Origin of the sequence: Flavobacterium sp. J27, assembly GCF_004303025.1 — a bacterium.
GTDB lineage: Bacteria > Bacteroidota > Bacteroidia > Flavobacteriales > Flavobacteriaceae > Flavobacterium.
On the sequence record NZ_PJQW01000012.1, the window covers coordinates 1 to 14,468 of the forward strand.

Sequence of the window (14,468 nt, forward strand, 5' to 3'; positions counted from 1 at the left end):
AAATAGTAGAACTATTTGAAAATCATAGATTTCCAATTCCTTATTTTGGTAAACGCTTCGCTTCTTCCCAAAATACATCCATTTCAGCTAAAGTCATATCTGCTAATGATTTTCCTAATTCACCAGCTTTATTTTCTAAATATTGAAATCGCTTCATAAATTTTTTATTGGTTCGCTCCAATGCATCTTCTGGGTTTACTTTTAAAAAACGAGCATAATTAATCATAGAAAATAAAACATCACCAAATTCTGCTTCCATTTTATCTTGATTACCCAATTGAATTTCATCTTGCAACTCTTGTAATTCTTCTTGCACTTTGTCCCATACTTGATGTGGCTCTTCCCAGTCAAAACCTACACCTTTTACTTTATCTTGAATGCGGCTAGCTTTTACTAAAGCTGGCAAACTCTTTGGTACACCTTCTAAAACCGATTTCTTTCCTTCTTTTAACTTCAATTTTTCCCAATTTCTCTTCACCTCTTCTTCATCCACCACTACTACATCTCCATAAATATGAGGATGACGGTCAATCAATTTATCACAAATAGAATTAGCCACATCAGCAATATCAAAATCATTGGTTTCACTTCCTATTTTAGCATAAAAAACAATATGTAACAACAAATCACCTAACTCTTTTTTTATTTCCTGCATGTCATTATCTAAAATAGCATCACCTAGTTCGTAGGTTTCTTCAATAGTTAAATGTCGTAGACTTTCTAGCGTTTGCTTTTTATCCCACGGGCATTTTTCTCTTAAATCATCCATGATATCTAATAATCTATTAAAGGCTTGCAATTGACTTTCTCTATTGTTCATTGTTTTTGTTATTTAGAATTCCAAAACGAATGCTGTAAAATTAAGTATTATTTTAAGAAATGATGCTATCCATCCTATATAATTAAAAATTCAACTTTTGTTAATTCACCAAAAGAAATAATTATTAATATTTATTGTTTTTCAATAAATTTTTATTTATTTTTGACAAATATTAATTACTAATCAAATACAATATGTCAAAGAAGAACAACATCGTTTTTAAAGGTTTAAGTATTATAACTTGGCTTATTTTTGTAGGTTTATGTATTGAAGCAGGTGGCTTATTGGTTAATTTCTTTATCAGTATTTTTAAACCAGAATGGATACCGAATTTGTATCAGAAATTAGATTTAACAGCAGTATACAATCAAAATAAATTCCTTTTTTTTGGAACGTATAGTTTTATCTTGTTTATTGCTGTTTTGAAAGTTGTCCTTTTCTACATGATTATTAAATTAACTTACAAAATCAATTTAGAAAAACCATTTAGCCCATTTGTTTTAAAACAAATTTCCCACATTAGTTATTACACTTTTTCTATAGGTATATTGAGTTATATTGGACAACAATCTAATAAAAACTTAATGCATAAAGGGTTTGACACCAATTCTATACATCCCTTTTTACCCGATAGTCAAGCTTTTATTCTCATGGCAGGAATTATCTATATAATTGCTGTTATTTTTGCAAAAGGAATTGAACTACAGAATGAAAATGAATTAACTATATAAGTATGCCAATAGTTGTAAATCTTGACGTAATGATGGCAAAAAGAAAAATGTCATTGAACGAGCTCTCAGAGAAAGTGGAATTAACACTCTCCAATCTTTCTATTTTAAAAACAGGTAAAGCGAAAGCTATTCGATTTAGTACGCTAGAAGCTATTTGTAAAGCTTTAGAATGTCAACCTGGCGATATTTTAGAATATATTGATTAATTTTCCTTTTTAAAGTATCTTTATAATCCATTTTAAAACAAAATTATGAATCACCAAGCCAAATCCATACGTCCTTTTATTGGGGCCAAGAATTATGAAATATCTAGAAAGTTCTATTTAAACTTAGGTTTTCAAGAAAGTATTTTAGAACCAAATATGAGCTATTTCTATTCAGGTGATTTTGGCTTTTATCTTCAAAATGCCTACGTAAAAGATTGGGTAGACAATACTATGGTTTTTATGGAAGTGGAAGATGTGTATACTTTTTGGAATGAATTACAAAAACTAGGATTACCTGAAAAATATGAAGGAGTAAAAATTGTTCCAGTTAGAGAACTTCCTTGGGGAAGAGAATGTTTTGTTCATGATCCTTCAGGAATATTATGGCATTTTGGAAATTTTAATACATAAAAAAAGTCCTAATTTAAGGACTTTTTTAGTATACGATAATTTTAAAATTATTCTGCTTTTTCTTCTTTAGCTTCTTCTGTTAAAGCTTCAACCGATACAAAACCTTTTGGCTGTAGTAAGTTGTACCAATTTAAAATCTTTTTTATATCAGAAGTATACACTCTTTCCTCATCAAATTCTGGTAATACTTCACGAAAATAAGCTTTTAATGTAGCATCATCTTCTTTGTGAGAAATAGTTGTTCCATCGTTTTCTTTTGTAGCAATTGCTTTAAAAACGTCTGATAAACGAATTTCTTCAGTATAGGTATAAACAGCTATTTCAGATAACAAACTTACATTACTTCTCATTCCTACTGTAATACGTTTTCCGTCTAATAAAGACTCTGCAACAAATCCTGTTCTTGTTTGTATTTTTAATTCATATAAACCTGGTTTCCCAGAAATAGCTAATATTTTTTGAATACTCATGTTGTTTTAAATTTTAAAGATGGCAAATATATAATTTTAGTTGAAAGATTAAAAGATTAAAAGCTGAAAGTTCAAATTTATTAAATATAGATTTAACGCCTTTTATCTTCCTTTAACTTTAGCAAATTTCATTTTATAATCTGGTCTTGCTTTACCTTCTAAAATATTATTTAATTTTTTTCCTATTAATTTCTTTTTCAAGGCAGACAAATGGTCTGTGAATAAAATCCCTTCTATATGATCATACTCATGCTGAATAACACGAGCAATTAACCCAGAATAATTTTCCGTTTTTTTATTAAAATCCTCATCATAATATTCAATTGTAATTGTCTCATGTCTAAAAACATCTTCTCTTACATCTGGAATACTTAAACAACCTTCATTAAATCCCCAAACATCGCCTTCTTCTTTAACAATTTTAGCATTTATAAATGTTTTTTTGAAAGATTTCAATTCTGCTGCTTCTTCTTTAGAAACATCATCACTATCCGCAAAAGGAGCTGTGTCAACAATAAAAATTCGAATGGGTAATCCTACTTGTGGAGCAGCTAAACCTACTCCAGATGCATGATACATCGTTTCATACATATTACTTATTGTTTCTTTTAAATTAGGATACTCTGGTGTTATTACTTCTCCTACTTTCCTTAAAACGGGTTCACCGTATCCGTATATTGATAAAATCATTAGTTAGTACATTTTAATAAAGTGCAAAATTAAACAATTAAATTATATGTTTCACTAGATTTTTTACCTCATAAAAAGATAATTTATTTACAAAAACTATTTAAAAAGATAAAAAATCTAAATAGTAAAATTTAAAGTATTATTTATCTTTTTTTAACTAAATTTACAAATAATAAATCTATATTTGCTGCCTATTATTAATTTTAACTATGCAATTTACAATTGAACAAGCTTCAGAAAAGCATTTACATTATGCCGAAGCTATTTGTAACGAAATGGAAGCCTCTGCAAAAGTTAGAGGTACTGGTATTGCTAAGCGTTCACCAGAGTATCTTCAAAAAAAGATGATACAAGGAAATGCAATTATTGCTGTAACAGAAACTGGTAATTGGGCTGGATTTTGTTATATTGAAGTGTGGAGTCATGAAAAATTTGTTGCTAATTCTGGTTTAATTGTTTCACCTGAGTTTCGGGAATTTGGCTTAGCCAAAAGAATAAAGCAAGCTATTTTTAAATTGTCTAGAAGTAAGTACCCTAATTCTAAAATTTTTGGACTAACCACAGGTTTAGCGGTTATGAAAATTAATAGCGATTTAGGTTATGAACCGGTAACGTATTCTGAATTGACTCAAGATGAAGATTTTTGGAAAGGTTGCACTTCGTGTATTAATTACGAAATTTTAGTTAGTAAAGACAGAAAAAATTGTATGTGTACTGCTATGATTTGGGATCCAGTAGAAAAAGAAAAAGACAAAAAGTTAAAAATAGAACAAAAAGTTATCGCCAAAGAGCGATTAAGTAGAATGAAGAAAAAACATTCTTTATTGAAAATAATATCAATGAAATTTAAAAAAAAAGTAAAACTTTTTTAAACCTTATTTAAAATCGAATTATAGCAATGAAAAAGAAAATCGTTTTAGCATATAGTGGTGGTTTAGACACGTCTTTTTGTGCCGTTTATCTCTCGAAAAAATTAAAGTATGAGGTGCATGCGGTAACCGTAAATACGGGAGGCTTTTCACAGGAAGAAATCGATGCTATTGAAAAACGTGCTTATGAACTAGGTGTACATTCCTACACTTGTGTAGATGCAATGGAAGATTACTATACAACTTGTGTAAAATATTTAATTTTTGGAAATGTACTAAAAAACAATACTTACCCTTTATCGGTTAGTGCAGAAAGAACCATTCAAGCAAAAACCATTGCCGATTATGCTCTTCAAATTCAAGCAGAAGCGGTAGCACACGGAAGTACAGGAGCTGGTAATGATCAAGTACGATTTGATGTCATTTTTAATATTCTTTGCCCAAATATTACTATTATAACACCAATACGCGATTTAAAACTTTCTAGAGAAGCAGAAATTCAATTTTTACAAGAGAATGGTTTTGAAATTAATTTTGAAAAAGCACTCTATTCGATTAATAAAGGCTTATGGGGAACGTCAGTTGGAGGAAAAGAAACGCTTACTTCTCATGGCTATTTACCAGAACAGGCTTTCCCGTCTCAATTAAATACGGCAGTAGCTCCTTCTACAGATGTAACACTTCATTTTGAAAAGGGAGAAATAGTAGGTATTAATAATAAAATATTTTCCAATCCTGTAGAGGCCATTCAACATCTTGAAAATATTGCAGCTCCTTATGCAATTGGAAGAGATATACATGTTGGTGATACCATTGTAGGTATAAAAGGAAGAGTTGGTTTTGAAGCTGCTGCTGCCATTTTAATATTAAAAGGACATCATCTTTTAGAAAAACACACCTTATCAAAATTTCAATTGAATCTGAAATCGCAATTAGCAGACTGGTATGGAAGTTGGCTACATGAAGGTTTGTTTTTAGATCCAGCGATGAGAGATATAGAAGCTTTCTTTGAAAGTACTCAAGATAAAGTAACTGGAAAAGTATTTATTACGCTTTTGCCTTATCGTTATATTTTGAATGGTATTGAATCTGAAAATGATTTAATGAATGCTAAATTCGGTAGTTATGGTGAAATGAATTTAGGATGGTCTGGAGAAGATGTAAAAGGGTATTCAAAAATTATTAGCAATTCACTTTCTATTTATCATAAAGTGAATGCCGCTCAAAAAGAAGTCAATGCAAACTAAAATAAAAGTAGGAATTATAGGTGCTGCCGGTTATACAGGTGGCGAACTCATTCGATTATTACTCCATCATCCAAATGTAAAAATTAACGCTGCTATCAGTAGAAGTAATACTGGTAAACCAGTTTATGCTGTACATACGGATTTATTTGGAGAAACTGAATTACTATTTAAGAATGAATATGTTAACTCAGACGTTTTATTTTTGTGTTTACCACACAAAGAAAGTAAAACTTGGTTAGAAGAAAATACCGTTTCCGATACAACTAAAATCATTGATTTAGGAAACGATTTTAGATTAGATGGTAATTTCTCAAAAGGTGAATTTATTTACGGTTTATCAGAAACCAATTGGGAAAGCATAAAAAAAACAAACTATGTAGCTAATCCTGGTTGTTTTGCAACTGCTATACAATTAGCATTATTACCATTGGCTCAAGAAAAATTATTAAATAAAGTGTACACAACGGGTATAACGGGCGCAACGGGCGCAGGACAACAATTGCAACCTACCTCACATTTTAGTTGGAGAACTAATAATATTTCGGCTTATAAAACCTTGACACATCAACATGTACCAGAAATTTGTAAAACCTTAGAACGTTTCAACAAAGAGAAAGTACAATTACAATTTGTGCCCTGGAGAGGTGATTTTACGAGAGGAATTTTTACCAGTTCTACAGTAGAAACGTATTTGTCTTTGGAATCAGTTTATGCGATTTATGAAACCTATTATAAAAACAATCCGTTTGTATTTGTCTCTCGTAATACGATTGATTTAAAACAAGTAGTCAATACCAATAAATGTTTGATTCATATTGAAAAACAAGGAGAACAAGTGGTTATCCACTCTATTATAGACAATTTAATTAAAGGAGCTTCTGGTCAAGCCATTCAAAACATGAACATTATGATGGGTTGGGAACCAACTTTAGGTTTAAAACTAAAAGCATCCGCATTTTAAAAATATTCACATTATGAAACTATTTGATGTATATCCCTTATTTGATTTAAACTTCATAGAAGCTGAAGGCAGTTATTTATGGAATGATAGAAATGAAAAATATTTAGACCTATATGGTGGTCATGCAGTTATATCTATTGGTCATAGTCATCCAACTTATGTAAAAATGATTACTAGACAATTGCATAATATTGGTTTTTATTCTAATTCGGTACGCATACCCATACAAGAAGAAGTGGCCAAACAATTAGGGAAATTAAGTGGGTATGAGGATTACGAATTTTTTATGTGTAATTCAGGAGCAGAAGCCAATGAAAATGCTTTAAAATTAGCTTCTTTCCATACCAATAAGAAAAAAGTAATTTGCTTTACAAAAGCGTTTCACGGAAGAACTGCTGCAGCTGTTGCCGCAACCGATAATAAAAAAATTATTGCACCTATAAATGAAACAGATAATTTTATCTTTTTACCTTTTAATGAAATTGAAGTTTTAGAAGATGCTTTTAAAAATAATGAGATTGCTGCTGTAATTATTGAAGGAATTCAAGGTGTGGGCGGTGTTCAAATACCTACTACTCCATTTTTACAAAAGATACGAACCCTATGCGATCGTTATCAGGCGTTACTTATTTTAGACGAAATTCAATCGGGTTATGGAAGAACGGGTAAATTCTTTGCACATCAGCATGCTAATATTAAAGCCGACATCGTTACGATTGCAAAAGGTATGGGAAATGGTTTTCCTGTTGGTGGCGTAATTATTTCTCCTGAAATTGAAGCTAAACATGGTTTGTTAGGAACTACTTTCGGAGGCAATTATCTTGCTTGTGCAGCATCAAAAGCCGTTTTGGAAGTCATGGAATCTGAAAAATTAATGACAAATGCTAAGGAAATGGGCGATTATTTGTACCAACAATTAAAAGAGGATGAAATTATCAAAGAAATCCGTTATCAAGGACTTATGTTTGGTATTGAATTAAAAATGCCTTGTGCGCCTTTTAGAAATCAATTGTTGCAAGATTTTAGAATTCTAACTGGAAATGCCTCTTGCCCTAACACACTTCGGATTTTACCCGCTTTGAACATTTCCAAAAAGGAATTGGATGTTTTCATCAGTGCTTTTAAAACCGTTTCAAAATTAAACATAAAAAAAAATGAACAAATTCTTCTCTGTTAACGATATAACAGATTTAAATATTTTAGTTAAGGAAGCTATTGCATTAAAAAAAACACCATTACAAAACCAACATCTAGGAAAAGGAAAAACTATTGGTCTGGTTTTTTTAAATTCTAGTTTGCGTACGAGGTTAAGTACTCAAAAAGCAGCTCAAAATTTAGGGTTACACACCATTATATTAAACGCAAATCAAGAAGCATGGACTTGGGAATTTGAAGATGGTGCTATCATGAATGGAAATACAGTAGAACATGTTAAAGATGCAGCCAATGTATTAAGTCAGTATTGCGATATTATTGGTATTCGTTGTTTTGCTGGTTTGACCAATAAAGAAGAAGATGTTTCAGAAAAAGTGTATTCCCTTTTCGAAAAATATGCTAAAGTTCCAGTAGTTTCTTTAGAATCTGCTACTTTACATCCTTTTCAAAGTTTAGCGGATTGCATTACCATTGCGGAACATTTACCAGTAAATAAAAAACCAAAAGTAGTATTAAGTTGGGCACCTCATATAAAACCGATTCCTCATGCTGTAGGTAATTCTTTTGCGCAATGGATGCAAGAAACTGATTACGATTTTGTGATTACACATCCTGAAGGTTATGAATTAGACCCTCAGTTTACAAATGGTGTAACCATTGAATATAATCAGGAAAAAGCGCTTGAAAATGCCGATTTTGTATATGTAAAAAATTGGTCCTCTTTTAAAAATTATGGTAAACTAATTCCTGTTGAGGAAGATTGGTTACTAACTAATGAAAAACTAAAAGCAAGTAATAACGCCAAAATCATGCATTGCTTACCCGTAAGAAGAAATGTTGAAATTAGCGATGAAGTATTAGATAGTGAAAATGCATTGGTATATCAACAAGCCAATAACAGAACCTATGCTGCTCAAATTGTATTGCAGAAAATATTAGAAAATCATGAATAAAGAAAAGGTTTTAGTAATAAAAATTGGTGGTAATAGTATCGACAACCCAAAAGAATTAGTTGCTTTTTTGGAAACTATTGCTACTATTAAAACGCCTTTTATACTCGTTCATGGTGGTGGAAAACTAGCAACAGATTTAGCCGAAAAACTTAATATTCCTCAGCAATTAATTGATGGAAGAAGAATCACAGATGCAGAGACCATTAAAATTGCAACTATGGTTTACGCGGGTTACATTAATAAAAACATTGTAGCATTACTCCAAAAAAACAATAAAAATAGTATTGGATTATCGGGTGCAGATGCTAATCTTATTCAAACCACAAAAAGAGTCCATCCAACTATCGATTATGGTTTTGTTGGCGATTTACACGCCACTAGTGTAAATATCGATTTTATAGAAAATCTATTAAGTTTTGGTTTAACCCCAGTGATAAACGCGATTACACATGATGGAAAAGGTGAATTATTGAATACCAATGCCGATTCAATAGCCAACGCTTTAGCGGTAAGTTTAGCTAGCAAATATGAGGTTTCATTATTGTATTGTTTCGAAAAAAATGGAGTTTTAACCGACCCCAGTAATGATGATTCCGTTATACATGAATTGAATCATCAACAATTTGAAGAATTAAAACAGCAAGGAATTATTTCTAAAGGGATGTTACCAAAATTAGACAATTGCTTCCATGCTTTACAAAATGAAGTACAAACAATAGCCATCTTAAAAGCAACTACTATTTTAGGCTTTTTAAACCACACCAATCATGAATACACAAGAATTATCAAATAATACAGTTACACAATTATACGAAACGGGTCTTTCATTATTAAAGCAATTAATTGCAACACCTTCTTTTAGTAAAAGTGAAGATAAAACGGCAACAATAATTGAAGATTTTTTTAAATCGAATGGAATACCAACACAAAGAAGTATGAACAATGTTTGGGCCTATAACAAACATTATGACACTTTAAAACCAACTATTTTATTGAATTCTCATCATGATACAGTGAAACCAAATTCTGGCTATACCCTAAACCCTTTTGAACCTATTGAAAAAGATGGTAAACTTTTTGGACTAGGTAGTAATGATGCTGGTGGACCATTGGTAAGTTTAATTTGTGCCTTCTTATATTTCTACGAAAAACAGAATTTAAAGTATAATCTAATTATTACTGCTACTGCAGAAGAGGAAATTTCAGGTGTAAATGGTGTCGAATCAATTTATAAGAAATTAGGACCTATTGATTTTGCTATTGTGGGCGAACCTACAGAAATGAATTTGGCTATAGCTGAAAAAGGATTGTTAGTTTTAGATTGCGAAGCTTCTGGAACCTCTTCTCATGCAGCTCATCCTAATATGGATAATGCTATTTTAAATGCCATTCAAGATATTCATTGGTTTACCCAATATAAATTTGATAAAATATCTCCTATTTTGGGAGAAGTTAAAATGACACCTACAATTATTAATAGTGGTTCCCAACATAATGTGGTTCCCAATACCTGTCATTTTACTGTAGATGTAAGAACCAACGAATGTTATTCTAATGAAGAAGTATATCAATTAATACAGGAAAAAGTAAAATCTAATGTTACAGCTCGTTCTTTACGATTGAACTCCTCTTCTATTCCATTGGAACATCCTTATGTTAAAGCAGGATTAGCTCTAGGAAGAACCTATTACGGTTCGCCAACATCTTCCGATCAAGCCGTTATTCTTTGTCCGTCTTTAAAAATAGGCCCAGGTTTATCTACTCGTTCTCACAGTAGTGACGAATTCATTTATTTGAATGAAATAAAAGATGCTATCCAAATTCATATTTCAATTTTAACCCAAATACTATAAGATGGCTACTAAAATTTGGCAAAAAAAAGAAACATCAAATGAAGAACATGCAGCAATAGTTGAAAAATTCACCGTAGGTAATGACGTGGTTTTTGATTATTTATTGGCGAAATATGATGTTCTAGGATCTTTAGCACATTGCGAAATGCTGCATCGTATTCATTTATTGACAGATGTGGAATGGGAAAGTATTCAAAAAGAATTGAAAAATATTCTAACAGCAATAAATGCAAATGATTTTGAAATTGAACCTGGAATTGAAGATGTGCATTCTCAAGTGGAACATCTATTAATTCAACGCATTGGAGACATCGGTAAAAAAATTCACAGTGGTCGTTCCAGAAACGATCAGGTTTTAACCGATTTAAAGCTCTATTATAAAGCAGAAATACAAGAAATAACTAAATATACTGAAACACTTTTCAATACCTTAATTGAATTAAGTAACCAACATAAAGATATCTTATTACCAGGATATACCCATTTACAAATTGCAATGCCTTCTTCTTTCGGACTTTGGTTTGGTGCTTATGCAGAAAGTTTAATTGACGATTTAGAATTGTTTTTAGCCGCCCACAACATCGTCAACAAAAACCCATTAGGTTCTGGAGCTGGATATGGTACTTCCTTTCCATTAAACAGAACCTTAACAACACAACTATTAGGCTTTAAAACCCTAAATGTTAATGCTGTGTATGCGCAAATGACTAGAGGAAAATCGGAGAAGGTTTTTGCAATGGCTCTAGCTGGAATGGCAGGAACTCTAGGTAAATTTGCTTATGATACCTGCTTATATTTGAATCAGAATTTTAATTTTATTTCCTTTCCAGATTCTTTAACTACAGGAAGTAGTATTATGCCCCATAAAAAAAATCCGGATGTTTTTGAAATTATGAGAGCCAAATGCAATCGCATTCAAGCGGTACCTAACGAATTAATTTTGGTTACCAATAATTTACCTTCAGGTTACCATAGAGATGTTCAGGTAACTAAAGAAATTTTATTTCCAGCTATCACTTCCTTGAAAGAATGTTTGGAAATGTTAGACTTTATGTTGGCTCATATTCAAATAAAACCCAACATTGTAGCAGATGAAAAATATAAATATATGTTTAGTGTAGAGAATGTGAACCAACAAGTGTTAGAAGGTGTTGCCTTTAGAGATGCATACAAGAATATCGGTTTGGCAATAGAAAATAATACATTTGAACCCAATTATAATGTAAATCATTCGCATGAAGGCAGTATTGGCAATCTATGCAATGATTTGATTGTGGAAAATTTTAGAAAAATATTGCATAAATTTCAATAAAAACAAAGAGAATGTCCAAAAAAATAGTGATTTTTGTCAATCTGAACTTGTTTCAGATTCTAAATTAAACAAATAATCTATATTTTAAGATTCTGAAATCGAGCATTCAACAAAGTTAAATAAATTCAGAATGACATTTTTGTAGACTTTTTGGACATCTCCGTTTTTTTATTCTTTAATTCCAAAAGGATAAGCTGTTTCTTTTTTGCATTCGTTCATTACAATGCTGCTATGGTATTGACCAATATTAGGAATATTCGAAATAACATTTACAACAAAATCATTATAACTGCGAATATCATTGGCCACAATTTTCAGCATATAATCATAATTTCCAGACAAACTAATAACGTCTAAAACCTGAGGAATAGGTGTAATAATTCTTTCAAATTCGTCTAAAGCTTCTTTTGATTGTTCTTTTAAAGTTACATTACAATATACAACAATTTCAACCCCTATTTTAAAACGATCTAACAAAGCTACATATTTCTTAATCACACCATTGCGTTCCAAATTTTTAATACGTTCGTAAGTAGGTGTAAACGAAAGTCCAATTTTTTCACCAATATCTTTTACAGAAATGGTAGAATCATTTTGTAAAATTTCTAAAATTAATTGGTCTTTAGCATCTAATTGATCTCTCATTATAGTTATCTTTTATATTGTAAATAATCCTGCAACATAATTGTAGCTGCTATTTCGTCTATTAAAGCTTTATTTTTTCTTTGACTTTTCTTTAAACCACTATCAATCATAGTTTGAAAAGCCATTTTAGAAGTAAATCGTTCGTCTACTCTATCCAAAGCCATTTGTGGAAATTCTTTTTGAAATAGAACAATAAACTTTTCGATAATTACAGCACTTTCAGAAGGCGTTCCATCCATTTGTTTGGGTTCTCCAATAATTACTTTTTCTACTTTTTCTTTCGAAAAATAGTCTTTTAAAAATGCGAGTACTGTTTCGGAAGGAATGGTTGTTAATCCAGAAGCTATCAATTGCATTTCATCCGTAATGGCAATTCCTGTTCGTTTTAATCCGTAATCTATAGCAAGTATTCTGGCCATTGTTTTGTTTTAGTATACAAAGATACGCAAAGACGCAGTGATTTACCTTTTAAAAAAGCAATAAAAAAAGGGCTTACTAGCAAAAAACTTCACTAAAAGAAGTAAATTACTAATAAGCTTTTTCTTTTTTATATTAGTTTACCAACTTCAATGTTGTACTCGTCATGGCTCTAATTTGAGTGCACAAATCGTCATTTTCATTTAACGATTCTCCAAAAGCAGGAATCATTTCTTTGAATTTATTTTGCCATTCAGCAGATTGGTATTTTTTAGCAAAACATTTACTGATAACTTCAATCATAATAGAAACTGAAGTTGAAGCACCAGGAGAAGCGCCTAATAAAACGGCTAAAGAGCCATCATCATCATTTACTACTTCGGTACCAAATTCTAGAACACCTTTACCGTTTTTATCTTTCTTAATAACTTGTACCCTTTTGCCTGCTGTTTCTAAAACCCAATCTTCGCTTTTTGCATTAGGAAAATAATGCTTCAAAGCTTCCATTCTATCTTCCTGAGATTGCATTACTTGTTCAATCAAATATTTGGTCAATGGAATATTGTGAATTCCAGCGGAAAGCATTGGTCGAATATTATCCGTTTGAATTGATTTAATCAAATCGAGATAAGAACCATTCTTCAAAAATTTAGTAGTAAAACCAGCGTAAGGGCCAAATAGCAACTCTTGTTTGCCATCAATAATTCTCGTATCGATATGTGGAACAGACATCGGTGGAGAGCCAACGGATGCTTTTCCATATACTTTGGCTTTATGTTGTTTTATAATTTCGGGATTGGTACAACGTAACCATTGTCCGCTAATTGGAAAACCTCCATATCCTTCTCCTTCTTCAATATTCGCTTTTTCTAACAAACGTAATGAACCACCACCTGCTCCAATAAACACAAAAGCTGTGTTCTTTTTTCTTGATTTTTTGGTTCCTAGGTTTCTCACTTTTACTTTCCAACTGCCGTTGTCTTCTTTTTTTAATTTTTCTACTTCAGTATCAAAAAACAACTCAATACCGTCCTGATTTTTTAAATATTCAAACAATAATCGGGTCAAAGAACCAAAGTTAACATCTGTTCCTATAGGCATATAAGTTGCTGCATGAACTTCATCTTTGGGTCTATCGTGCATTACTAATGGCATCCATTCTTCTAAAACCGTTTCATCACTACTGAATAACATTCTTTTAAAAAGACTTTTTTGAATTAAAGCTTCATGCCTTTTTTTTAAGAAAGCCACATTTTCTTTTCCCCAAACAAAACTAATATGTGGTATTGAATGAATAAAATCTTCTGGATTCTTAAGCACTCCTTTTTGAACTAAATAACTCCAAAACTGTCTTGAAACTTCATAAGCTTCAGAGATTTTTAATGCTTTAGAAATATCGATGGAACCATCTTCTTTTTCTGGAGTATAATTTAATTCACAAAATGCAGCATGACCTGTTCCTGCATTATTCCATGCATCACTACTTTCAGAAGCAGCTTCAGACAATCGTTCGTAAATTTCAATTTTACAATTGGGATCTAACTCTTTCAACAAAATCCCAAGGGTTGCGCTCATGATTCCAGCACCTATTAAGACTACATCTGGATTTTCCATTTAATTTTCTTCTTTATAAACTTATTCTTACCTAAAAAAGCTATACAAAGATAAATAAACAGATAAAAAGAAAGACATAATTATATCGTAAAAATAGTGCCTAATTCTTAAGAA

17 protein-coding genes are annotated in these 14,468 nt (G+C 31.2%); 11 read left to right on the top strand and 6 right to left on the bottom strand.

Going from position 1 to position 14,468, the window contains the following annotated elements; genetic code table 11:
* Nucleotides 1-40: 40 nt before the first annotated feature.
* Nucleotides 41-820: a nucleoside triphosphate pyrophosphohydrolase gene (gene mazG / locus CX675_RS15270; RefSeq protein ID WP_130736120.1), complete on the bottom strand. Its 780-nt coding sequence runs from the start codon at nt 818-820 to the stop codon at nt 41-43.
* A gap of 194 nt (nt 821-1,014) precedes the next feature.
* Between mazG and CX675_RS15275 the strand changes: the two genes are divergently transcribed.
* From CX675_RS15275 to CX675_RS15285, 3 genes are read left to right on the top strand one after another with little or no spacing between them, the layout of a single operon-like run.
* Complete coding sequence (locus CX675_RS15275) at nt 1,015-1,551, top strand: DUF2975 domain-containing protein (protein WP_130736121.1); 537 nt, start codon at nt 1,015-1,017, stop codon at nt 1,549-1,551.
* 2 nt (nt 1,552-1,553) lie between these two features.
* Nucleotides 1,554-1,757 (top strand): helix-turn-helix transcriptional regulator, encoded by a 204-nt coding sequence (locus CX675_RS15280; RefSeq protein WP_130736122.1) that lies wholly within the window; start codon nt 1,554-1,556, stop codon nt 1,755-1,757.
* 45 nt (nt 1,758-1,802) lie between these two features.
* Nucleotides 1,803-2,168 (top strand): glyoxalase, encoded by a 366-nt coding sequence (locus CX675_RS15285; protein WP_130736123.1) that lies wholly within the window; start codon nt 1,803-1,805, stop codon nt 2,166-2,168.
* A gap of 47 nt (nt 2,169-2,215) precedes the next feature.
* Here the strand turns inward: CX675_RS15285 and CX675_RS15290 are convergent, their stop codons facing one another.
* Together CX675_RS15290 and def are read right to left on the bottom strand one after the other, a co-directional pair.
* Nucleotides 2,216-2,638: a DUF5606 domain-containing protein gene (locus CX675_RS15290; protein ID WP_130736124.1), complete on the bottom strand. Its 423-nt coding sequence runs from the start codon at nt 2,636-2,638 to the stop codon at nt 2,216-2,218.
* 102 nt (nt 2,639-2,740) lie between these two features.
* Nucleotides 2,741-3,328, bottom strand: coding sequence for a peptide deformylase (gene def / locus CX675_RS15295; RefSeq protein WP_130736125.1), 588 nt, complete (start codon nt 3,326-3,328; stop codon nt 2,741-2,743).
* Nucleotides 3,329-3,537: 209 nt separating this feature from the next.
* Between def and CX675_RS15300 the strand changes: the two genes are divergently transcribed.
* The 8 genes from CX675_RS15300 to argH are packed head-to-tail and all read left to right on the top strand — an operon-like array spanning nt 3,538 to nt 11,678.
* Nucleotides 3,538-4,200 carry a GNAT family N-acetyltransferase gene (locus CX675_RS15300; RefSeq protein WP_130736126.1) on the top strand — a complete coding sequence of 221 codons (663 nt, stop codon included), beginning with the start codon at nt 3,538-3,540 and terminating at the stop codon, nt 4,198-4,200.
* Nucleotides 4,201-4,226: 26 nt separating this feature from the next.
* A complete protein-coding gene (locus CX675_RS15305) occupies nt 4,227-5,444 on the top strand; it encodes an argininosuccinate synthase (RefSeq protein WP_130736127.1) in 1,218 nt (405 codons plus the stop codon).
* Complete coding sequence (argC, locus tag CX675_RS15310) at nt 5,434-6,405, top strand: N-acetyl-gamma-glutamyl-phosphate reductase (RefSeq protein WP_130736128.1); 972 nt, start codon at nt 5,434-5,436, stop codon at nt 6,403-6,405. Before CX675_RS15305 ends, argC begins: the two co-directional genes overlap by 11 nt.
* A gap of 13 nt (nt 6,406-6,418) precedes the next feature.
* Nucleotides 6,419-7,582 carry an aspartate aminotransferase family protein gene (locus tag CX675_RS15315; RefSeq protein ID WP_130736129.1) on the top strand — a complete coding sequence of 388 codons (1,164 nt, stop codon included), beginning with the start codon at nt 6,419-6,421 and terminating at the stop codon, nt 7,580-7,582.
* A complete protein-coding gene (locus CX675_RS15320) occupies nt 7,560-8,513 on the top strand; it encodes an acetylornithine carbamoyltransferase (RefSeq protein ID WP_130736130.1) in 954 nt (317 codons plus the stop codon). Before CX675_RS15315 ends, CX675_RS15320 begins: the two co-directional genes overlap by 23 nt.
* A complete protein-coding gene (gene argB / locus CX675_RS15325) occupies nt 8,506-9,306 on the top strand; it encodes an acetylglutamate kinase (RefSeq protein ID WP_130736131.1) in 801 nt (266 codons plus the stop codon). The genes CX675_RS15320 and argB overlap by 8 nt, the downstream gene beginning before the upstream one ends.
* The gene (locus CX675_RS15330) at nt 9,281-10,366 is read left to right on the top strand and encodes a M20 family metallo-hydrolase (protein ID WP_130736132.1); all 1,086 of its coding nucleotides are present in this window, start codon (nt 9,281-9,283) and stop codon (nt 10,364-10,366) included. Before argB ends, CX675_RS15330 begins: the two co-directional genes overlap by 26 nt.
* Before the next feature lies 1 nt (nt 10,367).
* The gene (gene argH / locus CX675_RS15335; RefSeq protein ID WP_130736133.1) at nt 10,368-11,678 is read left to right on the top strand and encodes an argininosuccinate lyase; all 1,311 of its coding nucleotides are present in this window, start codon (nt 10,368-10,370) and stop codon (nt 11,676-11,678) included.
* Nucleotides 11,679-11,846: 168 nt separating this feature from the next.
* Here argH and CX675_RS15340 read toward each other — a convergent pair whose 3' ends face one another.
* From CX675_RS15340 to CX675_RS15350, 3 genes are all read right to left on the bottom strand, one after another.
* On the bottom strand, nt 11,847-12,323 hold the full coding sequence (locus tag CX675_RS15340) for an Lrp/AsnC family transcriptional regulator (protein WP_130736134.1): 477 nt from the start codon (nt 12,321-12,323) through the stop codon (nt 11,847-11,849).
* 5 nt (nt 12,324-12,328) lie between these two features.
* On the bottom strand, nt 12,329-12,742 hold the full coding sequence (ruvX, locus tag CX675_RS15345) for a Holliday junction resolvase RuvX (RefSeq protein WP_130736135.1): 414 nt from the start codon (nt 12,740-12,742) through the stop codon (nt 12,329-12,331).
* 133 nt (nt 12,743-12,875) lie between these two features.
* The gene (locus CX675_RS15350; protein WP_130736136.1) at nt 12,876-14,354 is read right to left on the bottom strand and encodes a malate:quinone oxidoreductase; all 1,479 of its coding nucleotides are present in this window, start codon (nt 14,352-14,354) and stop codon (nt 12,876-12,878) included.
* Nucleotides 14,355-14,468: the final 114 nt, after the last annotated feature.

What these genes read in the sequence shown, in the direction of transcription:
- mazG (WP_130736120.1), bottom strand. Translation starts at nt 820, where the DNA reads ATGAACAATAGAGAAAGTCAATTGCAAGCCTTTAATAGATTATTAGAT.
- argH (WP_130736133.1), top strand. Translation starts at nt 10,368, where the DNA reads ATGGCTACTAAAATTTGGCAAAAAAAAGAAACATCAAATGAAGAACAT.
- CX675_RS15290 (WP_130736124.1), bottom strand. Translation starts at nt 2,638, where the DNA reads ATGAGTATTCAAAAAATATTAGCTATTTCTGGGAAACCAGGTTTATAT.
- CX675_RS15280 (WP_130736122.1), top strand. Translation starts at nt 1,554, where the DNA reads ATGCCAATAGTTGTAAATCTTGACGTAATGATGGCAAAAAGAAAAATG.
- CX675_RS15330 (WP_130736132.1), top strand. Translation starts at nt 9,281, where the DNA reads ATGAATACACAAGAATTATCAAATAATACAGTTACACAATTATACGAA.
- CX675_RS15340 (WP_130736134.1), bottom strand. Translation starts at nt 12,323, where the DNA reads ATGAGAGATCAATTAGATGCTAAAGACCAATTAATTTTAGAAATTTTA.
- CX675_RS15300 (WP_130736126.1), top strand. Translation starts at nt 3,538, where the DNA reads ATGCAATTTACAATTGAACAAGCTTCAGAAAAGCATTTACATTATGCC.
- def (WP_130736125.1), bottom strand. Translation starts at nt 3,328, where the DNA reads ATGATTTTATCAATATACGGATACGGTGAACCCGTTTTAAGGAAAGTA.
- CX675_RS15305 (WP_130736127.1), top strand. Translation starts at nt 4,227, where the DNA reads ATGAAAAAGAAAATCGTTTTAGCATATAGTGGTGGTTTAGACACGTCT.
- argB (WP_130736131.1), top strand. Translation starts at nt 8,506, where the DNA reads ATGAATAAAGAAAAGGTTTTAGTAATAAAAATTGGTGGTAATAGTATC.
- CX675_RS15315 (WP_130736129.1), top strand. Translation starts at nt 6,419, where the DNA reads ATGAAACTATTTGATGTATATCCCTTATTTGATTTAAACTTCATAGAA.
- CX675_RS15320 (WP_130736130.1), top strand. Translation starts at nt 7,560, where the DNA reads ATGAACAAATTCTTCTCTGTTAACGATATAACAGATTTAAATATTTTA.
- CX675_RS15285 (WP_130736123.1), top strand. Translation starts at nt 1,803, where the DNA reads ATGAATCACCAAGCCAAATCCATACGTCCTTTTATTGGGGCCAAGAAT.
- ruvX (WP_130736135.1), bottom strand. Translation starts at nt 12,742, where the DNA reads ATGGCCAGAATACTTGCTATAGATTACGGATTAAAACGAACAGGAATT.
- argC (WP_130736128.1), top strand. Translation starts at nt 5,434, where the DNA reads ATGCAAACTAAAATAAAAGTAGGAATTATAGGTGCTGCCGGTTATACA.
- CX675_RS15275 (WP_130736121.1), top strand. Translation starts at nt 1,015, where the DNA reads ATGTCAAAGAAGAACAACATCGTTTTTAAAGGTTTAAGTATTATAACT.
- CX675_RS15350 (WP_130736136.1), bottom strand. Translation starts at nt 14,354, where the DNA reads ATGGAAAATCCAGATGTAGTCTTAATAGGTGCTGGAATCATGAGCGCA.